Genomic DNA, 24,335 nt, shown 5'->3' with positions numbered 1-24,335 from the left:
CGAGAACAGGATTGCCCATGTCCTTTGCTTCCCTCGGTCTCTCCGAGGCTCTTGTCCGCGCTATCGAGGCAGCGGGCTATACCCAGCCCACTCCGGTGCAACAGCGGGCCATTCCCGCCGTGTTGCAAGGTCGCGACCTGATGGTCGCCGCCCAGACAGGTACTGGTAAAACCGGCGGCTTCGCGCTCCCTATTCTTGAGCGCCTGTTCCCGGGTGGCCACCCCGACAAATCGCAACGCCATGGCCCGCGCCAACCGCGCGTGCTGGTGCTGACCCCCACCCGCGAGCTGGCAGCGCAGGTGCATGACAGCTTCAAGGTCTACGCCCGCGACCTCAACTTCATCAGCGCCTGCATCTTCGGTGGCGTCGGCATGAACCCGCAGGTCCAGGCCATGGCCAAGGGCGTCGACGTCCTGGTCGCCTGCCCGGGCCGCCTGCTCGACCTGGCCGGCCAAGGCAGCGTCGACCTCTCGCGTGTCGAGATCCTGGTGCTGGACGAAGCCGACCGCATGCTCGACATGGGCTTCATCCACGACGTCAAGAAAGTGCTGGCGCGCCTGCCGGCCAAGCGCCAGAACCTGCTGTTCTCGGCGACCTTCTCCAAGGACATCACCGACCTCGCCGACAAGCTGCTGCACAACCCCGAGCGCATCGAGGTCACGCCGCCGAACACCACCGTCGAGCGTATCGAGCAGCGGGTCTACCGCCTGCCGGCCAGCCACAAGCGCGCCCTGCTGGCGCACCTGATCACCCTGGGCGCCTGGGAACAGGTGCTGGTGTTCACCCGCACCAAGCACGGCGCCAACCGCCTGGCCGAGTACCTCGAGAAGCACGGCCTGACCGCCGCGGCGATCCACGGCAACAAGAGCCAGAACGCCCGCACCAAGGCGCTGGCCGACTTCAAGGCCAACACCGTGCGCGTGCTGGTCGCCACCGACATCGCCGCCCGCGGCCTGGACATCGACCAGTTGCCCCACGTGGTCAACTTCGAGCTGCCCAATGTCGAGGAAGACTACGTTCACCGCATCGGCCGTACGGGCCGTGCCGGTCGCTCCGGTGAAGCCATTTCGATGGTCGCGCCGGATGAAGAAAAGCTGCTCAAGAGCATCGAGCGCGTCACCCGCCAGAAAATTCCGGATGGCGACCTGATGGGCTTTGACGCATCGCAGGTCGAGGCCGAGAAGCCGGAAGTGCGCGAGCGCCAGCCGAACAATGGCCGCGGTGGCCGCAACCAGCAACCTCGCGGCGAAGGCGGCAAGGAAGGCAGTGGCGGGCGCAAGGACAAAGGCAAGGACAAAGGCCGCAACAAGCCTTCGTCCGAGAAGTCCGCGGAAAAGGACAAGTCCGGCGAGAAACAGCAGCAGGGCCAGCAGCGCAAGCCGCGTGACCAGAAGCCACGCCAGCAGCAGAACAACGGCCAGAAAGCCGTGCCTGTCGCCGCCCCCAATCGCGACCCTGAAGAGTTCCTCGACGACGACGTCGACAACTTTGGCAACCGCGCCGACTACGTAAGCCCCTACCAGAACGCCAAGAACCAGGGGCGCAATCGTCGCCCGGGCGGCAACGGGGGCCAAGCCCAAGGGCAAGGCCAGCGCAGTGGTGGCGGCCAGGGGCAAGGCCAGGGGCAAGGCCAGGGCCGTGGCAATGGCCAGCAACGCCAGGGCCAGGGCTCCGGTGAAAAGCGCCCGCGCAACGGCGGCGGTAGCAATGGTGGCGCCCGACGCGACAACAACGGTGGCCGTGCCCGCCGTGAAGATTCGTCCCGCCAGGAACCGGCCGTGCGCAACCCGCGCGAGTCGCAGAGCGCGCCAGTGATCATCCGCAAGGAATCCAAACTCGACCGCTACCCGACGCCCGAGCAGTTGGACGACCTGCCAAGCCGCCCACGCGGTGAACGCCCGGCGCTGCTGACCCGCAAGGGCTGAGCCCGCAATCGCGGGGCCTGCCCCGCGATGAGGCCATGCAAAGCCAACGAAAACGCCGCCCATTGGGCGGCGTTTTCGTTGCTGGCGAAGCGAATTACTTCTGCTTCACGCCTTCGACGCTGATATCCAGGTCCAGGGTCTGCGAAGTCGGGCCTGGGCCCTTGATGCCGAAGTCGTTCAGGTTCAGCGTGGTGGTGGCGTTGAAGCCAGCGCGCTCGCCGCCCCACGGGTCCTTGCCCTCGCCATTGAACACGGCCTTGAAGGTGACGGGCTTGGTCACGCCGTGCAGGGTCAGGTCGCCGGTCACATCGGCAGTCTTGTCACCGGTCGACTTGACGCTGGTGGAGACGAACTTGGCTTCCGGATATTTTTTGACATCCAGGAAGTCCTTGCTGGCGATGTGCTTGTCACGCTCGGCGTGGTTCGACCACAGGCTGGCAGTCTTCAGGTCTACGCTGATCTTGCTGGCCTCGGGCTTGGCACTGTCCCAGGTGAAGTTGCCGTCGAAGTCCTTGAAGGTGCCGTGGATGAAGCTGTAGCCCAGGTGGCTGATCTTCCAGTCGACGAACGCGTGCTGGCCTTCCTTGTCGATCTTGTACTCGGCGGCCATGGCCTGGCCGGCGGAGATCAGGGCGGTACCGAGCGCCAGAGCGGCAAAAGTCTTTTTCAACATCCTTACTTCCTTCCTTTGCAATTGAGGTTGAGAGTCAAGCTTTGCGGCCCAGCATGCGGGTCAGGGTCGCGTCACGGTCGATGAAATGATGTTTCAATGCCGCCAATGCGTGCAGTACGGCAAAAATCACCAGGCCCCAGGCCAGCCAGAGGTGGATCACCCCCGCCAGGTCAGCCTGGTCAGGCAGGTCGCTGACCAGCGCGGGAACGTCGAACAAGCCGAACACCGGAATACCCACGCCGTCGGCGGTGGAAATCAGATAGCCCGCTATCATCACTGCGAACAGGCCCAGGTACAGCGCCAGATGGCCCAGCTTGGCGGCCAGCCGGGTGACCTTGCCATGGTTGGCCGGTGCCGGTGGCGGCGGGCTGACGAAACGCCAGACTACCCGCAACAGCATCAGTGCCAGCAACACCAGGCCGATGCTCTTGTGCAGGTCCGGACCGGACTTGCGCCATGGGTCGTAGTAATCAAGGCCGACCATCCACAAGCCCAGGCCAAACAGCCCGAAGACCGCCAGCGCCACACCCCAGTGCAGGACGATGCTGATCAGGCCATAGCGATAAGATGAATTGCGCAGTTGCATGTTGGCGTATTTCCCCGTGAAAGCTGTGCACAAGACTAACGCGTAATGCATCGAATAAAAGCGTAAAAAGCAGCTTCTGATTATCGAAAAACCAGATATTAATTCTGAAAGCTTCCTATTAAGGAAACATTAACGATAGACGTTTGGAAGATCCGACGCCATCGCGGGGCAAGCCCGCTCACACAGGGCTCCGCGATGGCGGCTATACCGAGATCAGCCGGCCTTGGCCTGGCTGTTGAGCACCGGCTTCTTGGCCGGTTCCGACTTGGCGGTGGCCTTCTTCACCGGCGCCGGTTTGGCTGCAGGCTTGTGGGCCTGCTTGGCCGCAGGCTTGGCGGGGGCCTGCTTGGTGGCCGCCGGCTTCACTGGCTCTTCCTTAGCAACGGGTGTCGGCGCAACCGGCGCGGCTGCCGGTGCAGGCGCAACCTCCTCGGCCTTGGCGATCGGCGCGGCCTTGGCCTCTGGCTTGTCAGAGCCGCCAAACAGACGCGAGAAGAAGCCCGGCTTGGCCGGAGCCTTGTCAGAGGCGCCGCCGAACAGGTTGGAGAAGAACCCGCCCTTGTCCTTCGCGGCCGCGACGCCGGCCGCTCCAGTAGCCGCTGCGGCGGCTACCGACGCAGCCTTGGCCGGGTCGAAGGACTTGCCCGCCGCCAGGTCCTGGACCTGCCCCGCGGCACGCTGGCCGCTACGCAGGGCCCCTTCGAGGGTACCTGGGTAAAGCGCATCGGTGTGTTCGCCGGCAAAGGCGATCCGTTGTACCGGGCGCTCCCACAGGCGCCAGTATTTGCTGATCTGCCCCGGGCCGTAGGCCAGGTACGCACCGCCCATGCCGGCGTCGGTGCTGTAGCGGCGGATTTCATAACCGGTGAAGGCGCCGCGTGCCTGCGGGTAGAAGGCGTGCAGGCGGATCAGTACCTGGTCGACCATTTGCTTGTCACCAAAAGCCTGGAGCAAGCGGGCGTTATCCCCGGACAGGTTGATCACCACGTTGGCGCCGCCCTTGAGCGCCGGCTCGATCCACAGCATGCCAAGGCCAGTGTTGCTGAAGATTTCCCCGGACATGCGTGCACGGCTTTCCCACACCGGATTCTTGAACTTGAGCATCAGCTGGTCGCGCCAGCCATAGTTGGTGCCCTTCAAGGCGGCCAGGTGCTGCCCGTCCAGGCCCGGGGTCATCTGGATCTTGGCCAGTGCACGCAGCGGTACGGCCATGACCAGGTAGTCAGCCTGGTAGCCGACGCCGCCGACCTTGACGGTCACACCGTCTTTGTCCTGAACGATGGCGGTAACCGGCGAGCTGGTCTTGATGGTCTTCAGCTGCTTGACGAAGGCCTGGGCCAACACCGGGCTGCCACCGGGCAGGCGCGCGGCGCGCAGGTCACGGTCGCTGACATTGCGGTAGACCCGGCCTTGCTGGGCGAAGTACAGCAGCGACAGGCGCGACGGCTCATCATAGCGGGTGCGGATCTGCTGGTTGACCAGCTGACGGGCGGTGGCTGGCAGTTGCAGCTTGTCGAGCCAGGTGGACACGTTCATCTGGTCGAGGGCGAACAGGGTGCTGTTTGCCGCGGGATTGAGCGGGTCTTCAATGGAACGGGCCAGGTCGTCGAGGGTTTTCTCGAAGCGTTTGAGCGCCTCGGCAGTGGCTGGCTGCTTGGTCGCCAGATCGGTGGCACTGAAATATTCACCGTCGATCAGGTAGCCGGGGTTGCGCACGAACTCCGGGGCCGGCAGGGTGGCGACCTTGAACTGCTCCAGATACTGGTTGAGCACCGGCTGGGTCTTGCTGTTGCCGACCCATTCGCTGGTGGCCAGGCCCGAACGCCCGCCCATGCCCGACTTGGCTTCCAGCAGGGTCACCTGCCAGCCCTTGCTCTGCAGCTCGTAGGCCGCGGTCAGGCCCGCCAGGCCACCACCGACGACGATCGCCGTCTTGTCCTTGGCCAGCGCGACGCCGCTGGTCACCCCGATCAATACCAACGCGCACAGGCGCACCCAAGCAGCAGCCATGATGGCGAACTCCGGTTAGAGAAGCGATAGATGGGACGGGGAGCAATGCCCCGGGAGAGATGCGTTAAGAATACGTCACCTCTGCCCACCCTGCCACCGCAGTGACATCAAGTGCCTTTGGCAACTGGTAATTTTGTCAGTGGCGTTGGGTCGCCGGGGCGTGCAGCCTTGGCTGGCACTCAAGCATCGAGCCGGGGAAGAACAGTGATCTACACCGAAGATTTTGCCAGGTGGACGCCTTCGGCGCCCCTACCCGAGTGCTCCTGGCGCACGCCCACCGGCCTGAACATCGTGTCCAATGGCATTGTCTACAGCGCGCGCTACCAGACCGACGAGGGGCGGATCGGCACGGAATTGATCATCCATGGCCAGTGCGATATCGAGTTCATCTTCGGCCAGACGGTCGATTGCCTGCTGCTTGAGGTGGATGTCACCACGCTCGGCACGGCCGTCTCGACCGCCTACTGGTTGACCCTGCGCGACCTGGACTACACCGAGTTCACGCCCGGGCCCGGCACCCACGGCACCTCCTGGCACGACGTGCCCGGCCCGCTCGACCGCCTGACCCTGTCCACCCTGCCGCAGTGCACCGTGCATATCCGCCAGCTGGAATGGCGCCCGGCCTGGCGACATTGAGCAGTTGTCCTGCCCCCCGGCATTGCTTAGGCTTACGCGGTCAAACCGAGCCGTAACGCCAGGAGAAGTGCCCATGGGCCTCAACGATCAGTGGATGCAGCGCGACCTGAAGGTCCTTTGGCACCCCTGCACCCAGATGAAAGACCACGAACAGCTGCCGCTGATCCCGATCAAGCGCGGCGAGGGCGTGTGGCTGGAGGACTTCGAGGGCAAACGCTACCTGGACGCCGTCAGCTCATGGTGGGTCAACGCTTTCGGCCATGCCAACCCGCGCATCAACCAGCGCATCAAGGACCAGGTCGACCAGCTCGAACATGTGATCCTCGCCGGTTTCAGCCACCAGCCGGTGATCGAGCTGTCCGAACGCCTGGTAGCGATCACCCCCGCCGGCCTGGACCGGGTGTTCTATGGCGACAATGGCTCATCGTGCATCGAAGTGGCGCTGAAGATGAGCTTCCACTACTGGCAGAACACCGGCAAAGCGCAGAAGAAGCGCTTCGTCACCCTGACCAACAGCTATCATGGCGAGACCATCGCCGCGATGTCGGTGGGCGACGTGCCGCTGTTCACCGAAACCTACAAGGCGCTGCTGCTGGACACCATCAAGGTGCCGAGCCCGGACTGCTACCTGCGTCCGGAAGGCATGGGCTGGGAAGAGCACTCGCGGAACATGTTCGCGGCCATGGAGCAGACCCTGGCCGAACACCACGCCAGCATCGCTGCGGTGATCGTCGAACCGCTGATCCAGGGCGCCGGCGGCATGCGCATGTATCACCCGGTGTACCTCAAGCTGCTGCGCGAGGCCTGCGACCGTTACGACGTGCACCTGATCCACGATGAGATCGCCGTCGGCTTCGGCCGCACCGGCACGATGTTCGCCTGCGAGCAGGCCGGCATCACCCCGGACTTCCTGTGCCTGTCCAAGGCCCTGACCGGCGGCTACCTGCCGCTGGCCGCCTGCCTGACCACCGACAAGGTCTACCAGGCGTTCTACGACGACTACCCGACCCTGCGCGCCTTCCTGCACTCGCACAGCTACACCGGCAATCCGCTGGCCTGCGCCGCGGCCCTGGCCACTTTGGACATCTTCGAGCAGGACAACGTGATCGAGGCCAACAAGGCCTTGTCGGCGCGCATGGCCAGCGCCACCGCGCACCTGGCCGACCATGCCCACGTCGCCGAGATCCGCCAGACCGGCATGGTCCTGGCCATCGAGATGGTACAGGACAAGGCCACCAAGGCCGCCTACCCTTGGCAGGAGCGCCGCGGCCTGAAAGTCTTCGAGCACGCCCTGAGCCGTGGCGCACTGTTGCGCCCGCTGGGCAGCGTGGTGTATTTCCTGCCGCCTTACGTGATCACACCCGAACAGATCGACTTCCTGGCCGAGGTGGCCAGCGAAGGGATCGATATCGCCACCCGCGACAAGGTGAGCGTTGCCGTGCCGGCCGACTTCCATCCGGATTTCCGCGATCCGGGCTAGCCCCAGACCAACCCGAAACCTGTAGGAGTCGGCTCGTCCGCTCCTACAGGATCTGCGTCAGCCTTTTTCCAGAGCAAGCCCATGAGACTCTCCCGCTTCTTCATCGACGCCCCACTGGGCCTTGGCGAGCACGAGCTCCCCGAAGCCCAGGCCCACTACATTGGCCGCGTGCTGCGCATGGCCCCTGGCGACGCCGTGCAGCTGTTCGACGGCAGCGGCCAGGAATACCTCGGCCAACTGCTCGAAGTCGGCAAGAAAACCGTGCGCGTCAGCCTCGACCAGGCACTTCCCGGCCAGGCCGATTCGCCTTTGCATATCCACCTCGGCCAGGGCCTGTCCCGCGGCGAGCGCATGGACTGGGCGATCCAGAAAGCCACCGAGCTGGGGGCCAACGAAATCACCCCGATCGTCAGCGAACGCTGCGAAGTACGCCTGAAGGACGAACGCGCCGACAAGCGCCTGGCCCACTGGCGCCAGGTGGCTGTCAGTGCCTGCGAGCAGTGCGGGCGCTCGACCTTGCCGGTGATCCACCCGCCCGTGACCCTGGCCGAGTGGCTGAAAAGCACCGAAGCCGACCTCAAGCTGGTGCTGCACCCGGTGGCCGAGCCACTGACCAGCCATGCCAAACCGGCCAGGCTGGCCTTCCTGATCGGCCCCGAGGGCGGCCTGAGCGAAGCGGAAGTCGAGCAGGCCAAGGCCGCCGGCTGCCACGCCGCCCGCCTCGGCCCTCGCGTGCTGCGCACCGAGACCGCCCCAGTGGTGGCCCTGTCGGTGGCACAGCAACTGTGGGGCGATTTCTAACGCACGTAGAAAAACACCGCGACGAAGTGCATCAGGCTGCCGGCAATCACAAACAGATGCCAGATGCCGTGCCAGTGGCGAAATCGGCTGTCAAAAGCGAAGAAGATGATGCCGACGGTGTAGAACACACCGCCGGCCGCCAGCCAGGCGAAACCCGCGGCACCCAGGCTGTGCAGCAGCGGTTTCACCGCCACCAGCACGATCCAGCCCATCAACGCATAGATGACGATCGACAGGATCCGTGCCTCGGAGCGCGGCTTGATCTCCTGCAACATGCCGACCAGCGCCAGCCCCCAGACCACCCCGAACAGGCTCCAGCCCCAGGGGCCGCGCAGGCTGACCAGGCAGAACGGCGTGTAGCTGCCGGCAATCAACAGGTAGATCGACAGGTGGTCGAGCTTGCGCATGACCCGCTTCGCCCGCCCGCGGGTGCTGTGGTAGAGGGTGGAGATGCTGTAGAGCAACAGCAGGGTGAAACCGTAGATGGAGAAACTGACGATCTTCCAGGGATCGCCCTGCAGGCCCGCCACGACGATCAGCCAGCTCGCGCCGATGCAGGCCAGTACCGCGCCGACCAGGTGGGTCCAGGCGTTGAAGCGTTCACCGTAATACATGCAAACACAGACCTCCCGCAGCAGTCAGGGTTCCTGAGCCCCGCGACAGGGCCCGCTCAACCATCATCCTAGCCAGCTGCAGATTGCAGATCAGCGTCACGCACCAATCTTTCCAGCCCGGCCAGGTCCGGCACTCGCGCCACCTGCTCGCCCACCTGCACTGCTGCCATCTCCAGCGCGGCAAGCGGCACGTCAACATAGTTCAACTGGCTGTCGAGCTTGCACGAGCGCGGAATACCCTGCAGCAGCAACGCCAGGAAGCGCAGGCCGGTATCCCCCAGTGCATTGAGCACCACTACCCGTGCCCGCTCGCCGCAGGTGGTCTGCCCGCCACAGGCTGCCTCGAAACCGATCAACGGCAAGCGCTGCTGGCGCCAGTCCACCCAGCCCAGGTGCCAGGCCGGCTCCCCTGGCTCGCAGGCGATGGCGCGATGACCAATCAATTCGGCCACCGCCACGTTGGGCAGTACCAGGGTGCGGTCGCCCAAGGGCAACAGCAGGCCGGTGAGGCTGCTGCGCTGGCCGGCGATATGTTCAAGCATGGGGTTGGCTCCAGTGGGCGATGCTCTGCAACAGGACCGACTCCTGGTAAGGCTTGCCGAGGTATTCGTTGACGCCGATGGCCATGGCCCGGTCGCGGTGCTTCTGCCCGGTGCGCGAGGTGATCATGATGATCGGCAACTGTGCCAGGCGTTCGTCGCGGCGGATGCGCGTGGCTACCTCGAAGCCGTCCATGCGCGGCATCTCGATGTCCAGCAGCAACACGTCCGGGCGGTGCTCCTCGAGCAGCGCCATGGCATCCACCCCGTCCTTGGCGGTCAGCACGCTCATGCCGTGGCGTTCGAGCAGGCGGCTGGTGACCTTGCGCACGGTCACCGAGTCGTCCACCACCATCACCAGCAATGGCCGCCTGGGCACCGGGCCGGTCAGCAGATGCTGCCCCTGCGCCGCGCCCGGCAGGCGCGCCAGGCGTCGCTGCTGGCCGCGCAACTGGCCGAGCAGGTCGAGAATCAGCACCACCCGCCCGTCGCCAAGCAGGGTGGCACCGGACAGCCCTGGCACCGCCGCGAACTGCGGGCCCAGGCTCTTGACCACGATCTCGCGGCTGGGCGACAGGCTGTCGACCTGGATCGCGAACGATTGCTCGTGGGAATGGGTGAGCAGCACCGGCAGCGGCACGCTCTGGCCCAGCAGGTTGGGTTGCGTACCCTCCTGCAGCAGCTCGCCGAGGTAACGCAGCGCGTAGTCATGGCCGGCATAGCTGTAGCGTGGCGGGTCGAGTCGGTAGCAGGCCTCGAGCTCCGATGGCGGCACGCGCACGATGCCCTCGATGGTGTTCAGCCCAATAGCGTACTGCTCATCCTCCACGTGCACCATCAGCGCCCGGTTCACCGACACGGTGAACGGCAAGCGGATCAGGAAGCGCGCGCCCTTGCCGGGGCTGGACTCGATGCTCATCGAACCGCCCAGCTGCTTGACCTCTTCATGGACCACGTCCATGCCCAGGCCGCGCCCGGAGATCTGGGTGATCTTCTCGGCCGTGGAAAACCCCGGGCGCAGGATGAACTGCAGGATCTCGTGGTCGCTCAAGCGTGCCTGCGGATCGAGCAGGCCGCGTTTGATCGCCTTGTTGCGCACCGCCTCCAGCGGCACCCCGGCACCGTCGTCGCTCATCTCGATGACGATGTCGGCGCCTTCGTGCAGCAAGTTCAGGTGGATGGTGCCCTGCTCCGGCTTGTCGGCCGCCAGGCGCGCCTCGCGGGCTTCCAGGCCATGGTCGACGGCATTGCGCAGCATGTGTTCCAGCGGCGCGACCATGCGCTCGAGCACACTGCGGTCCAGCTCGCCCTCGGCATTGCCGACCACCAGTTCGACCTGTTTGCCCAGTTCGCTCGCCACCTGCCGCACCACCCGTTGCAAACGCGGCACCAGGCGCTCGAACGGTACCATCAAGGTGGCGGTCAGCCCCTCTTGCAACTGGCTGTTGACCCGCGCCTGCTGCTGCAACAGGCTGTGCGCTTCCTGGGCCCGCTGCAGCAGGGTCTCCTTGAGGTCGAGCAGGTCCGAGGTGGACTCGAACAGCGCCCGCGACAATTGCTGCAACTGCGAATGACGGTCCATCTCCAGGGGGTCGAAGTCGTCATAGGCGTCACCCTCGAACTGGTGCCGGCTCGAGATCCGCCCCTGGGTCTCGATATCCAGGCGCAGCAGCTGGTCGCGCATGCGCTCCAGCGTGGTCTCCATCTCGTTGAGAGCGAACTGCGCATCGTTGACCTGCTGCTCGATGCGCCCACGGATCACCGAATGCTCGCCGGCCAGGTTGCCCAGGTCGTCAAGCAGTTCGGCATCGACCTTGACCATGTCCCCGGCCCGCTCGGGCGCGACAGCCGGGGCTTCGGCCGGGGCGGGCTCGGCCTGGGGCTGCCCGGCGGCGCTGTCGGTCAGCGCGGCGCTGGAGAAGTTGCGGATATAGTCGATCAGCGCCGTCGCCGCGTGCAGCGGCTCGCCCAGGCGCGCCGCGTCGAGCATGTGCGCCAGGCGGTCATGGCAGTTCTGCAGCAGGCTGAACAAGGCCGGCGTCGACGGCAGCCGCGCGGCCGCCAGCAGCTCGTACAGGAATTCCAGCTCATGGGCCAGGTCGCCGATGGCGGCGATCTCGACCATGCGCGCCCCACCCTTTAGGGTGTGCAGGTCGCGCAACAGGTTCTCCACCTCGACCGTGTTGCGCGGGTCGGCCTGCCAACGCGCCAGGGACTGGGCCGCGCTTTCGAGGATATCGGAGCTCTCTTCGAGGAAAACCTCCAGTAGTTCCTTGTCGCCTTCGCTTTCCTGCGTGTCGTCCTGCGCCTCGGTCGGGCCAGGTGGCGGAGCGTTATGGCGGAAATCGCGCAGCTCGCCCAGCAACGCCACCGCCGACAGCGGTGACTGGCCCTCGCGCAAGCTGCGCAGCATCTCGGCCAGGGCGTCATGGCTGCGTGCGAGCATCTCGAACAGCCCTGGGCTTGCCCCGATCCGCCGGTCCACCAGCCCTTCGTAGAGCCGCGCGAGCTCCTGGGCAAGCACTTCGATGGCGCCAATCGCGGCCATCTGCGCACCGCCCTTGAGGGTCAGCACATCATGTTGCAACGCAGACAGCGGTGACAGGCTTTCGGGATCGTCCTTCCATTGCCGCAGTGCCTGGTCGGCGCCCTCGAGAATATCCGCGGCCTCCTCGAGAAACAGCTCGACGACAGCGGGGTCCGGCAGCTGGCCAGGTAGGGGCAGCACTGTCGCGCCAGCTGCGCCGACCAACCCCAGGGCCGCCGGGTCGAGGGCATCGTCAAGCAAGCCATGCAAGGCGGCCAGGCAATCGGGGCGGGCGGTCGGATCCTGCCCGGCGGCTATTTCGTCGAACAGGTCGAGCAGCGCTTCGTGGGCCTGACGGGCAATGGCAAAGAAACGCGGTGTCACCGCAAGGCTGCCCTCTTCGACCGCGCCATAGAGGTCGAGCAGCCCTTCGCAGACTTCATCCACCTGCCACAGCTCAGCCTGGTGCGCGCCATGGCTGAGGGTGGTCATTTCCTCGAGCAGCAGGTGCAGCTCATGATGCTGCGTGGGGTCGGCCTGCCAGTTGGCCAGCCGCGCCTCGGCGTCAAGCAGGATATCCATGCCCAGGGTCAGGAAGGTGGCCGTCAGTTGCGGGTCACGCCTGGCCCGGCGCGACGGGTGCGGCTCGGCCTGGTGCCGGGCGAGCCTGGCATCGACCGTTTGCCCGACCTGCTCGATCAACGCCGCAGCCCCCGGGATGGCAGCCAATGGTGAGCTATCCAACTGGTCCAGCCCCAGGTGGAACAGCGCACGCGCAGCCTCCAGCAGCTCGATCTCGGCCTGCTGTAAAGGCAGGTGGTGACCTTTGTACTCGCGCACCAGGCGGTCGAGCGCGGTGGCCAGTTCCGCCACCGGCATCACGCCGGCCATGGCGGCGCTGCCCTTGAGGGTGTGCAAGGCGCGTTGCAGGCTGTCGCTGACCACTGTGCCTTGGGCACCAGCCACCTGCAGGAAAACATCGAGCCCGGCCAGGTGCCCCTGGGCCTCGTTACGGAAAATCTCCAGCAGCTGCGGATCGAGCCCGTCGATGCTGGCGCTGGCCGGCGTGTCATTGAGCGCCAGTGCGTGCAGATGCCCGGCCAGCTGCTCTATCTCCGCAGTGGGCGGCAATTGGCTGGCGGCGAAGTCGGCGAGCAGGTCGGGCAGGCGCACGAACACTTGCTGCAAGGCCACCAGGCCTTCGGCGCTCAGTGTGATGCGCCCCTCCAGCACCCGGTTGAGCAGGTGCTCGGCGCCCCAGGCGAGTTCTGCCACGGCCTCTGCGTGAACCATCCGCCCGCTGCCCTTGAGCGTATGCAGCGCGCGGCGTACCTCGATCAGTGCCTCGCGCAGGCCGTTGTCGGCACGCCAACGCAGCCACTGGCGCTCGAGTTCAGGCAACAGTTCGCCGGCCTCTTCGAGAAAAACCTCGCGCAACTCGTCATCGACACCGTCCGCCATGCCGGAGCCAGCCAAGGGCCGCTCGAGGCGCGGGCATTGCACGCCCAGGGCGGTCAGGCTGGCGTGGGCCATGTCGATGAAACGCTGGGCATCGGCCAGCGGATCGGCCACACGCCACTGCAACCAGGCCTCCCCGGCGCACAGGGCATCGGCCAGGTGGGCCAGCTCATCGGGCAGCGGCTCGTCCTCCACATGGACCAACCAGCCCTGCACATACCCCGCGCACCCACCGAATACCTCGGCGGCGGCCGGCAGCATCAGCATCGCCAACGCCCCGCGCACCTGCTGCAGCAAACCGGGCAAGGCCTGCAGGCGCTGACGCGACCAGTCCGACTCCAGGCAGTCGCCGATCAGGTCCTTGGCCTGCTGCAGCACATTGAGCGACTCGTTGAGTACCAGTTGGCGAATCTCGGCAAGGTCAGAACCAGGCAGGTTGCCTGGCGAGGTCTCCTCCAGCGGGCCGACCATGCCGTTGAGGGTCGCCTCGACGTACAACAGCGCCCCGGCGACATCCATCAACAGCGCCTCGTCCACCGCGCCGTCCTTCTCGACCTGCGCCTGCAGCGCCAGCACCTGGTCGATGATTACTCGTCGTGGCTGCTGGAAACCCAGCACTGCCAGGGTATCTGCGACATGGCGCAAGGGTGGCAGCAAGGTTTCCAACGACTCGCGGGGCGGATGCTCGCCACTGACAAAGGGGTCGAGACGGTCCTTGATGCGCATCAGGTCATCGCACAGGGCCATCACCACCGAACGCAGCGCGTCCCGCCCAGGGCCGGCCTGCATGTGCTCACGCCAGCTCCCCAGGGAAAGGTCGAGGTTGGCGAGGTCCGCGGCGCCCGCCAGGCGCTGCCCGAGCTCGCCCAGCAGGCTGCCCTGGGCCAGGGGCTCGGCACCCCGGCAGACCCGCAGTTGGTTGAGCAACGGCATGACCACCAGCGGCAAGTCGTGACGCGCTCCCCGCAGTCGATCCAGGTAAGGCGGCAATTGCTCAAGCCCCCGGAACAGCGCGCCCAGGCAGTCACCGCGAGGGCTCACCTGGCCCTCGGCCATGGCCCGTCCCAGCAGCTCCAGTTCCTCGGCCAGGCGCGTCGCGCCCGGCAATTCGAGCAGGTGCAGGCAACCGTGCACCTGGTGCAGGTTGTCGACGAAGAACGCCAGCATCGACAGGTCGCCTGGCTCCGCCGAGAAACGCTCCAGGGCCTGGCGCGCCTGCGCCAGGCAATCGAGGATGGGGGCCTTGATCCAGGCCAGGGCCACCGTGTCGTGGCGCTCGCCGGCCGTATTGCCCGGGCCGGCCATGCTCGCCCCGCTCACGACCGCTCCACCGGCTTGGGCAGGGTGAAACCGGATACCGAGCGGCGCATCTCGCTGGCCATGCGTGCCAGGTGGCGGATGCTGTCGGCCGTGGCGCCGGAACCGGCGGAGGTCTGCGCGGTGATCTGCTGGATCACCGCCATGGTGTGGGAAATCTGCCCGGCAGACGACGTCTGCAACTGAGCGGCATCGGAGATGCTGTGAATAAGGTCGGCCATCGTCTGCGACACGCCTTCGATCTCTGCCAGGGCCACGCCGGCGTCCTGGGCCAGGCGCGCGCCGCGCACCACTTCGGCGGTGGTCTGCTCCATGGAGATCACCGCCTCGTTGGTATCGGCCTGGATGGTGCGTACCAACGCCTCGATCTGCCGGGTTGCCGAGGACGAGCGCTCGGCCAGGCGCTGCACCTCGTCGGCGACCACGGCAAAGCCGCGGCCGGCCTCGCCGGCGAGCGATGCCTGGATGGCCGCGTTGAGGGCGAGGATGTTGGTCTGCTCGGCAATGTCGTCGATCAGGCTGACGATATCGCCGATCTCCTGGGAGGACTCACCCAGGCGCTTGATCCGCTTGGCGGTGTCCTGGATCTGCTCGCGGATGTTGTCCATGCCGTGGATGGTGTTGTGCACCACTTCGTTGCCCTTGTTGGCGATGGCCACCGAACGCTCGGCCACCTTGGCCGATTCATAGGCATGCGCGGAGACCCGGTCGATCGACTCGACCATATCGCCCACCGCCTCGGACGCCTCGCTGATCTGCTCGGCTTGGTGCTCGGAGGCCTTGGCCAGTTGGCGGGCGGTGTTCTGGGTGTCCTGCACCGCAGCGGCGACCTGCTCGGCACTGTGGTTGATGGTGGCTACCAGGTCGCGCAGCTGGTCGACCGAGAAGTTGATCGAGTCGGCGATGGCTCCGGTGAAGTCCTCTGTCACCGAAACGGTCACGGTCAGGTCGCCGTCGGCCAGTTCCTCGATCTCGTCGAGCAGGCGCATGATCGCCTGCTGGTTGCGCTCGTTCTTTTCCGCGGTCTCGCGGAGCTGGCGGTGGGTGGCGCGCACCATCACCAGGCCGATGAGGATGATCGAGGCCAGTGCCAGCAGGCCGAGTACGTAGCCGCCGACAGTATCGAGGGTACGCCCGCCGGCCAGGTTTTCGAAGCCGTTGGCCAGGTGCGAGGCCTCGTCGAGCAGGGTCTGCGACAGGCTGAAGATGTTACCGGCAGCCTCGCGCACGCGGAACAGTTCGGGCGAAGTCTCGAGGATTTCGTCCACCGAGCCCGAGACGAACTGGAACAGTTCGGCGATCTCGGCCAGCCGCGCCCGGGCATCGGCGTCCTCGACGCGGGTGACCTGGATCGCCGGGTTGCCGGCGAGCATGCCCTCGAGCACCTGGCCGAAGCGGCTGGCGTCGCGGCCGAAGGCATCGGCGGCCTGCACCGAAGTCTCGTCACCGGCGAGCACGGTGTTGACCGAGCCGAGAATGCGCTCGGCCAACAGCAACTGGCGCTGGGCCACGGCCACCTGGTTGGCCGGCGCACCGCTCTGCAGCAGGATTTCCACCACTTTCTCGTATTCGACCTGCAACTGCGGAACGGTCTCGGCCAGGGTGGCCGCGACCTGGTGCAACGACAGCACGGTCTGTTCGCTGGCCAGGATGGTGTCGGTGTTCTTGCGCAGGTTCTCCCAGTCCTGGCGCACCGCGTCCATTTCGTCGCGTACCGTGGCGGGCGCGGCGGGCAGGCCGGTGGTCTTGTCCCCCTCGCGCAGGTAGCTCCAGCGCCGCTCGAAGTCGTTGCGCGCGTCGCTGAGCAGCCTGAACGCCAGCGCCTTGCCCGCCGCCGCCTCGGTGGCGTTCTTGGCAATGCGCTGGGACAGCACGCGCAGCTCGCCGGCATGGCCGATGTACTGCTTGTCGTGGTTGGCCTGGGTGTTGAGGTAGGCGAAGTTGGCGAACAACAGGACGATCGACAGGATCAGCACCACGAACAGCACGGTGATCTGCGCGGTGCTGCGCGGGCGTTGGGCCACGGCGGCGGGCGAGACGCCGGCTGCGGCAACGGTGGGTCCTGGCTTGTTCACGTCGAAAGTCCTCTACAACGCCACATCGAGAAAGCCCGGCGCCTGGGCCAGGGCGAACGGGCTGAAGATCGCCCAATTGCGCTCACGGGGAAAATGGCCCTGCACGAAGGGCGCGGCCGCGCGGATCAACGGTTGCGGCGGCGACAGCTCGAGGCTGCTCAGGGCGAAGTGCTGCAGGCCGACCACTTCGTCCACCAGCAGCCCGGCGAACAGCTCTTCGTGATCCAGCACCAGCACCCGCCGTTGCTTGCCCGCCGCCGCCGGCCCCAGGCCGAAGAACGCACACAGGTCCATCACCGGCAGCAGCCGCCCTCGCAGGTTGGCCACTCCGCGCACCCAGGGCTGCACACCCGGTACCCGGCTAGCGCGGGGTTCGCGCAACACTTCGGCGACTTCACCCATGGGCGCGACGAACCACTGCCCGGCGACACGAAAGCCGATGCCGCTCCATTGTTGCAGGCGGATGTCCTGCGGTGGCTGGTCGGCCACCAGCAGGCGGCAGCGCCGGTCGATGTCCAGCAGCAGCTCGAAGGCGGTCAGCGACGCGCCCTGGGGCCGGGTGGTCAAGCCTGCAGCACTTCTTTGAGCTTGGCGATCAGCGCGTCTTCTTCCACAGGTTTGGTCAAGAAGTCGCGGGCGCCCTGGCGCTGGGCCCAGATCCGATCGGTTTCCTGGTCCTTGGTGGTGACCACGATCACCGGGATGGCGCTGGTTTCCGGGTCCTTGCTCAACTGGCGGGTGGCCTGGAATCCGTTCATGCCGGGCATGACAATGTCCATCAGCACCGCGTCGGGCTTCTCCTGGCGGGCCAGGGCCACGCCGTCGGCGCCGTTGTCGGCCTTGAGCACCCCATAGCCGTGCTTCTCCAGCCATTCGGTCAATCTGTACATCTCTGTCGGCGAGTCGTCGACAATCAGAACTCGGGCCATGCTGTTTCCCCATCAGGAAATAGAGACGCCGCCTTGCGTGGGCGGCTTCAGGGTGCGTGTGGGTCCTGCACGGCGAAACCGGGCACGCAGGCACGGATCGCATCGAGCAGTTCTTCCTTGCTGAACGGTTTGGTCAGGAACTGGTCGGAACCGACCACCCGGCCGCGGGCCTTGTCGAACAGGCCGTCGCGGGAAGAGAGCAGGATCACCGGGGTGTCCTTGAACGCGCTGTTGTGCTTGATGATGGCGCAGGTCTGGTAGCCGTCGAGGCGCGGCATCAGCACGTCGACGAAGATGACCCGCGGTTTGTGGTCGACGATCTTGGCCAAGGCGTCGAAGCCGTCACTGGCGGTGATCACCTCGCAGCCTGCCTCGCCGAGCAACATCTGCGCGGTGCGGCGGATCGTGCGGGAATCGTCGATCACCATCACCTTCAGGGGTTGTTCCATATAGTTCGCCATCATTTGCTGCTCTGGTCTGAGCGGCAAGCTGCAAGTTACAAGCGTCAAGTAAAAGCAAATGGGTGTGCAGCCCGGCTCTCTTGCAGCTTGTGGCTTGGAGCTTGAAGCTGGATCGAGCCTTTTTAGCACACTCCCGAAGGCCATTCCATCCGCCCGCCCCTTGACCGTGGGCGCGCCCGGCGCCACCCTGAGCCACTTTTCTTTCGTGCCATCGCGGCCTAGGGCCGCCAAGAGGAACTACCCATGAGCGTTCGCCTCGGGATTGTCATGGACCCCATCGCGTCCATCTCCTACAAAAAGGACAGCTCGCTGGCCATGCTGCTGGCCGCCCAGGCCCGCGGCTGGAGCCTGTTCTACATGGAGCAGCGCGATCTGTACCAGGGCCAGGGCAAGGCCCGCGCACGCATGCGCCCGCTCAAGGTGTTCGCCGACCCGGCCCGCTGGTTCGAACTGGGCGAGGAGCAGGACAGCACCCTGGCCGAGCTGGACGTGATCCTGATGCGCAAGGACCCGCCCTTCGACATGGAGTTCGTCTACAGCACCTACCTGCTGGAACAGGCCGAGGCCGAAGGCGTGCTGGTGGTCAACCGCCCGCAGAGCCTGCGCGACTGCAACGAGAAGCTGTTCGCCACGCTGTTCCCGCAGTGCACGCCCCCCACGCTGGTCAGCCGCCGCCCCGACATCATCCGCGAGTTCGCCGCCGAGCATGGTGATGTGATTCTCAAGCCGCTGGATGGCATGGGTGGCACTTCGATCTTCCGTCACCGGGTCGGCGACCCCAACCTGTCGGTGATCCTCGAGACCCTGACCGCGCTCGGCGCCCAGCAGATCATGGCGCAGGCCTACCTGCCGGCGATCAAGGACGGCGACAAGCGCATCCTGATGATCGACGGCGAGCCGGTGGACTACTGCCTGGCGCGCATCCCGGCCAGCGGCGAGACCCGCGGCAACCTGGCCGCCGGTGGTCGCGGCGAAGCCCGCCCGTTGAGCGAGCGCGATCGCTGGATCGCCGCCCAGGTCGGCCCGACCTTGCGTGAAAAGGGCCTGCTGTTCGTCGGCCTGGACGTGATCGGCGACTACCTCACCGAAATCAACGTCACCAGCCCGACCTGCATCCGCGAGATCGACGCCGCCTTCAACACCAATATCGGCGGGCAATTGATGGACGCCATTGATCGCAAGCTTCAGGCGCGCTGACCGAAGACAGGTGGCAACACCGCGCAGTGGGGTATGATGCCGGTCCTTTTCGACTGAGCTGCTGCCCCGCCGAGGCTCTGTACGAAAAGTCTTGAGACGCAGGTCAGGCAAGGCGAAAACCGCCGAGGAAGCGCAGTGTACTGGAGTACATGAGCATTCCGAGGCTGTTTTCAACGCAGCATGAACAAGTATCAAGGCTTTTCGTACAGAGCCTAGCGGTTGCTGGATACCCGATGACGCTCCCCGCCGACATCCCACCCGACCTGCTGCCACCGCGCGTCCGCCCGGTGGACCGGCTCGGTTTCACACTGTTCCTGGCCACCCTGGTGCACCTGGCGCTGATCCTGGGCGTGGGTTTCACCGTGGTCAAACCGGCCGAAATCCGACACGCCATGGATATCACCTTGGCCACCTTCAAGAGCGAGAAAGCGCCCGAGAAGGCCGATTTCCAAGCCCAGGACAACCAGCAGGGTAGCGGTACGCTGGACAAGAAAGCGGTGCCCAAGACCACCGAGGTCGCGCCGTTCCAGGACAGCAAGATCAACAAGATCACCCCGCCCCCGGCGGCGAAACCGCAAACACCCCCAGCACCGGCGAAGTCCGTGGTCGCCACCCAGGCGCCGAAGCCGCAGAAAGCCGAGCCCAGGCCCAAGGAGAGCAAGCCGCAACCTAAGCCCGAGGCCAAGGTACCGGACTTCGACAGTTCGCAGCTGTCCAGCCAGATCGCCAGCCTAGAGGCCGAACTGTCCCAGGAACAGCAGCTTTACGCCAAACGCCCGCGCATCCACCGCCTGAATGCCGCCTCGACCCTGCGCGACAAGGGTGCCTGGTACAAGGAAGAGTGGCGCAAGAAGGTCGAGCGCATCGGCAACCTCAACTACCCCGAAGAAGCCCGGCGCCAGCAGATGTACGGCAGCCTGCGGATGATGGTGTCGATCAACCGCGACGGTTCGCTGTACGAGGTGCTGGTGCTGGAGTCCTCCGGCCAGCCCGTGCTGGACCAGGCCGCCCAGCGCATCGTGCGCCTGGCGGCGCCCTTCGCGCCATTCACCGGGGACCTGGCGGAGTTCGACCGCCTGGAAATCATCCGTACCTGGCGCTTTGCCCGGGGTGACCGGCTGCAGAGCAACTGATCGGGCTGCGTTGCGGCCCCAGACTGACCTGCAGAGCACCTTGTCAGCCTCGCCACCTGGCGCCACACTAGCGGACATGAAGACCCTCGCCCCCAGCTACCTCAAGCACCAGTTCCTGATCGCCATGCCGCACATGGCCGATCCGAACTTTGCCCAGACCCTCACCTACATCGTCGAGCACAATGCCCACGGCGCCATGGGCCTGGTGGTCAACCGCCCGCAGGAGCTGAACCTGGCCGACATCCTCGAGCAGTTGCGCCCGGACGATGAGCCGCCCGCCAGCACCCTGCACATCCCGATCTACCAGGGCGGCCCGGTGCAGACCGACCGCGGCTTCGTGCTCCACAGCAACGACCGCAACTACCAGGCCACGGTCGAGCTGGAGGGCCTGTCGCTGTCCACCTCCCAGGACGTGCTGTTCGCCATCGCCGCCGGCGACGGTCCGCGCAAGAGCCTGATCACCCTGGGCTACGCGGGCTGGGAAGCCGGCCAGCTGGAGGCCGAGCTTGCCGACAACGCCTGGCTCAACTGCCCCTTCGACCCCGAGATCATCTTCGGCATGGCCAGCGACATGCGCCTGGGAGCCGCCGCCGCCAGCCTGGGGATCAACCTCAGCCTGCTGACCAGCCAGGCGGGCCACGCCTGATGGCCGAACTGCGCTTGCTGCTTGGCTTCGACTACGGCACCCGGCAGATCGGCGTGGCCGTCGGCCAGGTGATCACCGGCCAGGCCCGGGAACTGTGCACGCTCAAGGCACAGAACGGCGTGCCGGACTGGAACCAGGTCGAGAAGCTGATCAAGGAATGGAAACCCGACGCCATCGTCGTCGGCCTGCCGCTGAACATGGACGGCACGCCCAGCGAGATGAGCGAACGCGCCGAAAAATTCGCCCGTCGCCTGCACGGCCGCTACAACCTGCCGGTACACACCCACGACGAACGGCTCACCACCTTCGAAGCCAAGGGCGAGCAGATGGCCCGTGGCGGCCGTCATGGCAGCTACCGCGACAATCCGGTCGACGCCATCGCCGCGGCCCTGCTGCTGCAAGGCTGGCTGGAGGCCAACACTTAAATCCGCTTTGCCGCCGGCGGCTTGCCGGCGCCCGCCTTCCGAGGAGCACGCAATGAGCCTACCCAATCCCGCCGACCTGATCCGGCAGATGGCCGTCGACCTTCGCGCCCACCTGGCCCGCCGCACGATCGCCGAGCCACGCTTCATCGGCATCCGTACCGGCGGTGTGTGGGTGGCCCAGGCCCTGCAGGCCGAGCTCGGCGACCAGAGCCCGCTGGGTACCCTGGACGTCTCCTTCTACCGTGACGATTTCAGCCAGAACGGCCTGCACCCGCAGGTGCGCCCCTCGGAATTGCCCTTCGAGATCGAAGGCCAGCACCTGGTGCTGGTGGACGACGTGCTGATGAGCGGGCGTACCATCCGCGCCGCCCTCAACGAGCTGTTCGACTACGGCCGCCCGGCCAGCGTGACGCTGGTGTGCCTGCTCGACCTGGATGCCGGCGAACTGCCGATCCGCCCGAATGTGCTTGGCGCCACCCTGTCCCTGGCCGCCCATGAACGGGTAAAATTGACCGGACCCACGCCGCTCGCCCTCGAGCGCCAGGACCTCGCTCCCGCATCCGCCCTTTAAGAGTCCCCCGCGATGACGCCATTCGACGCCAAGCGCCCGCTGCAGCTCAATGATCAGGGCCAGCTGCGCCACTTCCTCTCGCTCGACGGTTTGCCCCGCGAACTGCTGACCGAGATCCTCGACACCGCCGACTCGTTCCTCGAAGTCGGCGCCCGGGCCGTGAAGAAAGTCCCGCTGCTGCGCGGCAAGACCGTGTGCAACGTGTTCTTCGAGAACTCCACCCGTACCCGCACCACCTTCGAGCTGGCCGCCCAGCGCCTGTCGGCGGACGTGATCAGCCTGAACGTGTCGACCTCCTCGACCAGCAAGGGCGAGACCCTGTTCGACACCCTGCGCAACCTGGAGGCCATGGCCGCCGACATGTTCGTCGTGCGCCACTCCGACTCCGGCGCCGCCCATTTCATCGCCGAGCACGTATGCCCGGACGTGGCGGTGATCAACGGCGGTGACGGCCGCCACGCCCACCCGACCCAGGGCATGCTCGACATGCTGACTATCCGTCGGCACAAGGGCAGCTTCGAGAACCTGTCGGTGGCCATCGTCGGCGATATCCTGCACTCGCGCGTGGCCCGCTCCGACATGCTCGCGCTCAAGGCGCTGGGCTGCCCGGACATCCGCGTGATCGGCCCGAAGACGCTGATCCCGATCGGCATCGAGCAGTACGGCGTGAAGGTGTACACGGACCTCGCCGAAGGCCTCAAGGATGTCGACGTGGTGATCATGCTGCGCCTGCAGCGTGAGCGAATGGCCGGCGGCCTGCTGCCCAGCGAGGGCGAGTTCTACCGCCTGTTCGGCCTGACCACCGCGCGCCTGGCCGGTGCCAAACCCGACGCCATCGTCATGCACCCGGGCCCGATCAACCGCGGCGTGGAGATCGAGTCGGCAGTGGCAGACGGCCAGCACTCAGTGATCCTCAACCAGGTCACCTACGGCATCGCCGTACGCATGGCGGTGCTGTCCATGGCCATGAGCGGGCAGAACGCGCAACGTCAATTCGAGCAGGAGAACGCCCAGTGACCATCAGCATTATCGGCGCCCGGGTCATCGATCCTGCCAGCGGCCTGGACAAGGTCACCGACCTGCACCTCGACGGCGGGCGCATTGCCGCCATCGGCGCCGCTCCAGCCGGTTTCAGCGCCAGCCGCATGATCCAGGCCGATGGCCTGGTCGCCGCCCCAGGCCTGGTCGACCTCGGCGTCTCCCTGCGCGAACCTGGCTACAGCCGCAAAGGCAACATCGCCAGCGAAACCCGCGCCGCGGTCGCCGGTGGCGTCACCAGCCTGTGCTGCCCACCGCAGACCAAGCCGGTATTGGACACCTCGGCCGTCGCCGAACTGATCCTTGACCGCGCCCGCGAAGCGGCCAACAGCAAGGTCTATCCGATCGGTGCCCTGACCAAAGGCCTGGAAGGCGAGCAACTGGCCGAACTGGTGGCCCTGCGCGACACTGGCTGCGTGGCCTTCGGCAACGGCCTGAAAGAGATCCCCAACAACCGCACCCTGGCTCGCGCCCTGGAATACGCCGCCACCTTCGACCTGACCGTGGTGTTCCATTCCCAGGACCGTGACCTGGCCCAGGGCGGCCTCGCCCACGAGGGGCCGATGGCCAGCTTCCTCGGCCTGCCTGGCATCCCGGAAACCGCCGAGACCGTGGCCCTGGCCCGCAACCTGCTGCTGGTCGAGCAGAGCGGCGTGCGCGCTCACTTCACCCAGATCACCAGCGCCCGTGGCGCCCGGCTGATCGCCCAGGCCCAGCAGTTGGGGCTGCCGGTCACCGCCGATGTGGCGCTGTACCAACTGATCCTCACCGATGAGGCCCTGCGCGACTTCTCAAGCCTGTACCACGTGCAGCCGCCGCTGCGCACCGCCGCCGACCGCGACGGCCTGCGCGAGGCGGTGAAATCCGGGGTGATCCAGGCAATCTCCAGCCATCACCAGCCCCACGAGCGCGATGCCAAGCTGGCGCCGTTCGGCGCCACCGAGCCAGGCATCAGCAGTGTAGAACTGCTGTTGCCGCTGGCCATGACCCTGGTGGAGGACGGCCTGCTCGACCTGCCGACCTTGTTGGCACGCCTTAGCAGCGGCCCGGCCACGGCCATGCGCCTGCCAGCCGGCGAGCTGAAAGTCGGCGCCGCCGCCGACCTGGTGCTGTTCGACCCGAAAGCCTCGACCGTGGCCGGCGAACACTGGTTCTCCCGCGGCGAGAACTGCCCGTTCATCGGCCACTGCCTGCCGGGCGCGGTGCGTTATACCTTGGTCGATGGGCACGTCTGCCACGAGGCCTGAGTAACGCCATCACGGGGCAAGCCCGCTCCCACGAAGCCCCCCGGGGT

The 24,335-nt window shown here is 66.2% G+C and carries 21 protein-coding genes; 11 read left to right on the top strand and 10 right to left on the bottom strand.

What is annotated here, in order from left to right; genetic code table 11:
- Positions 1 to 17: 17 nt before the first annotated feature.
- Entirely contained in the window at positions 18 to 1,925 is a 1,908-nt protein-coding gene (locus tag DFS21_RS14460; RefSeq protein WP_111532546.1) for a DEAD/DEAH box helicase, read from the top strand.
- Between the two features lie 94 nt (positions 1,926 to 2,019).
- On the opposite strand, the gene DFS21_RS14455 is transcribed toward DFS21_RS14460, so the two are convergent.
- From DFS21_RS14455 to DFS21_RS14445, 3 genes are all read right to left on the bottom strand, one after another.
- Entirely contained in the window at positions 2,020 to 2,598 is a 579-nt protein-coding gene (locus tag DFS21_RS14455) for a YceI family protein (protein ID WP_023629958.1), read from the bottom strand.
- Positions 2,599 to 2,632: 34 nt separating this feature from the next.
- Positions 2,633 to 3,184, bottom strand: a complete 552-nt coding sequence (locus DFS21_RS14450) for a cytochrome b (protein WP_111532545.1) — start codon at positions 3,182 to 3,184, stop codon at positions 2,633 to 2,635.
- A gap of 213 nt (positions 3,185 to 3,397) precedes the next feature.
- Positions 3,398 to 5,194 (bottom strand): flavin monoamine oxidase family protein, encoded by a 1,797-nt coding sequence (locus DFS21_RS14445; protein WP_111532544.1) that lies wholly within the window; start codon positions 5,192 to 5,194, stop codon positions 3,398 to 3,400.
- Positions 5,195 to 5,398: 204 nt separating this feature from the next.
- Here DFS21_RS14445 and DFS21_RS14440 point away from each other — a divergent pair, with 204 nt between their 5' ends.
- From DFS21_RS14440 to DFS21_RS14430, 3 genes are all read left to right on the top strand, one after another.
- Positions 5,399 to 5,830: a hypothetical protein gene (locus DFS21_RS14440; protein ID WP_110702107.1), complete on the top strand. Its 432-nt coding sequence runs from the start codon at positions 5,399 to 5,401 to the stop codon at positions 5,828 to 5,830.
- A gap of 73 nt (positions 5,831 to 5,903) precedes the next feature.
- Positions 5,904 to 7,310: an adenosylmethionine--8-amino-7-oxononanoate transaminase gene (locus tag DFS21_RS14435; RefSeq protein ID WP_102682228.1), complete on the top strand. Its 1,407-nt coding sequence runs from the start codon at positions 5,904 to 5,906 to the stop codon at positions 7,308 to 7,310.
- 81 nt (positions 7,311 to 7,391) lie between these two features.
- The gene (locus DFS21_RS14430; RefSeq protein WP_110702109.1) at positions 7,392 to 8,111 is read left to right on the top strand and encodes a 16S rRNA (uracil(1498)-N(3))-methyltransferase; all 720 of its coding nucleotides are present in this window, start codon (positions 7,392 to 7,394) and stop codon (positions 8,109 to 8,111) included.
- Here DFS21_RS14430 and DFS21_RS14425 read toward each other — a convergent pair.
- From DFS21_RS14425 to pilG, 7 genes are all read right to left on the bottom strand, one after another.
- A complete protein-coding gene (locus DFS21_RS14425; RefSeq protein ID WP_102682230.1) occupies positions 8,108 to 8,725 on the bottom strand; it encodes a hemolysin III family protein in 618 nt (205 codons plus the stop codon). The genes DFS21_RS14430 and DFS21_RS14425 overlap by 4 nt on opposite strands.
- 68 nt (positions 8,726 to 8,793) lie before the next feature.
- Positions 8,794 to 9,267: a chemotaxis protein CheW gene (locus DFS21_RS14420; protein WP_110702111.1), complete on the bottom strand. Its 474-nt coding sequence runs from the start codon at positions 9,265 to 9,267 to the stop codon at positions 8,794 to 8,796.
- The gene (locus DFS21_RS14415; protein ID WP_110702113.1) at positions 9,260 to 14,554 is read right to left on the bottom strand and encodes an Hpt domain-containing protein; all 5,295 of its coding nucleotides are present in this window, start codon (positions 14,552 to 14,554) and stop codon (positions 9,260 to 9,262) included. The genes DFS21_RS14420 and DFS21_RS14415 overlap by 8 nt, the downstream gene beginning before the upstream one ends.
- Positions 14,555 to 14,565: 11 nt before the next feature.
- Positions 14,566 to 16,590, bottom strand: a complete 2,025-nt coding sequence (locus DFS21_RS14410; RefSeq protein WP_102682257.1) for a methyl-accepting chemotaxis protein — start codon at positions 16,588 to 16,590, stop codon at positions 14,566 to 14,568.
- 63 nt (positions 16,591 to 16,653) lie between these two features.
- Positions 16,654 to 17,208, bottom strand: coding sequence for a chemotaxis protein CheW (locus tag DFS21_RS14405; RefSeq protein ID WP_110702115.1), 555 nt, complete (start codon positions 17,206 to 17,208; stop codon positions 16,654 to 16,656).
- Positions 17,205 to 17,570: a twitching motility response regulator PilH gene (pilH, locus tag DFS21_RS14400; RefSeq protein WP_046853925.1), complete on the bottom strand. Its 366-nt coding sequence runs from the start codon at positions 17,568 to 17,570 to the stop codon at positions 17,205 to 17,207. The genes DFS21_RS14405 and pilH overlap by 4 nt, the downstream gene beginning before the upstream one ends.
- Before the next feature lie 47 nt (positions 17,571 to 17,617).
- Positions 17,618 to 18,019 (bottom strand): twitching motility response regulator PilG, encoded by a 402-nt coding sequence (pilG, locus tag DFS21_RS14395; RefSeq protein WP_110702149.1) that lies wholly within the window; start codon positions 18,017 to 18,019, stop codon positions 17,618 to 17,620.
- 255 nt (positions 18,020 to 18,274) lie between these two features.
- Between pilG and gshB the strand changes: the two genes are divergently transcribed.
- From gshB to DFS21_RS14360, 7 genes are all read left to right on the top strand, one after another.
- A complete protein-coding gene (gshB, locus tag DFS21_RS14390; protein ID WP_110702117.1) occupies positions 18,275 to 19,228 on the top strand; it encodes a glutathione synthase in 954 nt (317 codons plus the stop codon).
- 233 nt (positions 19,229 to 19,461) lie between these two features.
- Positions 19,462 to 20,361, top strand: coding sequence for an energy transducer TonB (locus DFS21_RS14385; RefSeq protein WP_110702119.1), 900 nt, complete (start codon positions 19,462 to 19,464; stop codon positions 20,359 to 20,361).
- A gap of 76 nt (positions 20,362 to 20,437) precedes the next feature.
- Positions 20,438 to 21,007: a YqgE/AlgH family protein gene (locus DFS21_RS14380; protein WP_110702122.1), complete on the top strand. Its 570-nt coding sequence runs from the start codon at positions 20,438 to 20,440 to the stop codon at positions 21,005 to 21,007.
- Complete coding sequence (gene ruvX, locus DFS21_RS14375) at positions 21,007 to 21,432, top strand: Holliday junction resolvase RuvX (RefSeq protein ID WP_028688357.1); 426 nt, start codon at positions 21,007 to 21,009, stop codon at positions 21,430 to 21,432. Before DFS21_RS14380 ends, ruvX begins: the two co-directional genes overlap by 1 nt.
- A gap of 52 nt (positions 21,433 to 21,484) precedes the next feature.
- Positions 21,485 to 22,003, top strand: a complete 519-nt coding sequence (pyrR, locus tag DFS21_RS14370; protein WP_102682235.1) for a bifunctional pyr operon transcriptional regulator/uracil phosphoribosyltransferase PyrR — start codon at positions 21,485 to 21,487, stop codon at positions 22,001 to 22,003.
- 12 nt (positions 22,004 to 22,015) lie between these two features.
- A complete protein-coding gene (locus DFS21_RS14365) occupies positions 22,016 to 23,020 on the top strand; it encodes an aspartate carbamoyltransferase catalytic subunit (protein WP_102682236.1) in 1,005 nt (334 codons plus the stop codon).
- Positions 23,017 to 24,288: a dihydroorotase gene (locus DFS21_RS14360; protein WP_102682237.1), complete on the top strand. Its 1,272-nt coding sequence runs from the start codon at positions 23,017 to 23,019 to the stop codon at positions 24,286 to 24,288. Before DFS21_RS14365 ends, DFS21_RS14360 begins: the two co-directional genes overlap by 4 nt.
- Positions 24,289 to 24,335: the final 47 nt, after the last annotated feature.

Origin of the sequence: Pseudomonas sp. 2848, from assembly GCF_003253945.1 — a bacterium.
GTDB lineage: Bacteria > Pseudomonadota > Gammaproteobacteria > Pseudomonadales > Pseudomonadaceae > Aquipseudomonas.
This window is presented reverse-complemented; position numbering and strand designations above follow the sequence as displayed.

Excerpts from the sequence above, each read along its gene's own strand:
- DFS21_RS14380 (WP_110702122.1), top strand. The coding sequence starts at position 20,438 with ATGAAGACCCTCGCCCCCAGCTACCTCAAGCACCAGTTCCTGATCGCC.
- DFS21_RS14420 (WP_110702111.1), bottom strand. The coding sequence starts at position 9,267 with ATGCTTGAACATATCGCCGGCCAGCGCAGCAGCCTCACCGGCCTGCTG.
- DFS21_RS14445 (WP_111532544.1), bottom strand. The coding sequence starts at position 5,194 with ATGGCTGCTGCTTGGGTGCGCCTGTGCGCGTTGGTATTGATCGGGGTG.
- DFS21_RS14365 (WP_102682236.1), top strand. The coding sequence starts at position 22,016 with ATGACGCCATTCGACGCCAAGCGCCCGCTGCAGCTCAATGATCAGGGC.
- pyrR (WP_102682235.1), top strand. The coding sequence starts at position 21,485 with ATGAGCCTACCCAATCCCGCCGACCTGATCCGGCAGATGGCCGTCGAC.
- DFS21_RS14430 (WP_110702109.1), top strand. The coding sequence starts at position 7,392 with ATGAGACTCTCCCGCTTCTTCATCGACGCCCCACTGGGCCTTGGCGAG.
- DFS21_RS14460 (WP_111532546.1), top strand. The coding sequence starts at position 18 with ATGTCCTTTGCTTCCCTCGGTCTCTCCGAGGCTCTTGTCCGCGCTATC.
- ruvX (WP_028688357.1), top strand. The coding sequence starts at position 21,007 with ATGGCCGAACTGCGCTTGCTGCTTGGCTTCGACTACGGCACCCGGCAG.
- DFS21_RS14425 (WP_102682230.1), bottom strand. The coding sequence starts at position 8,725 with ATGTATTACGGTGAACGCTTCAACGCCTGGACCCACCTGGTCGGCGCG.
- DFS21_RS14385 (WP_110702119.1), top strand. The coding sequence starts at position 19,462 with ATGACGCTCCCCGCCGACATCCCACCCGACCTGCTGCCACCGCGCGTC.
- DFS21_RS14450 (WP_111532545.1), bottom strand. The coding sequence starts at position 3,184 with ATGCAACTGCGCAATTCATCTTATCGCTATGGCCTGATCAGCATCGTC.
- DFS21_RS14435 (WP_102682228.1), top strand. The coding sequence starts at position 5,904 with ATGGGCCTCAACGATCAGTGGATGCAGCGCGACCTGAAGGTCCTTTGG.
- gshB (WP_110702117.1), top strand. The coding sequence starts at position 18,275 with ATGAGCGTTCGCCTCGGGATTGTCATGGACCCCATCGCGTCCATCTCC.
- pilH (WP_046853925.1), bottom strand. The coding sequence starts at position 17,570 with ATGGCCCGAGTTCTGATTGTCGACGACTCGCCGACAGAGATGTACAGA.
- DFS21_RS14415 (WP_110702113.1), bottom strand. The coding sequence starts at position 14,554 with ATGGCCGGCCCGGGCAATACGGCCGGCGAGCGCCACGACACGGTGGCC.
- pilG (WP_110702149.1), bottom strand. The coding sequence starts at position 18,019 with ATGGAACAACCCCTGAAGGTGATGGTGATCGACGATTCCCGCACGATC.
- DFS21_RS14455 (WP_023629958.1), bottom strand. The coding sequence starts at position 2,598 with ATGTTGAAAAAGACTTTTGCCGCTCTGGCGCTCGGTACCGCCCTGATC.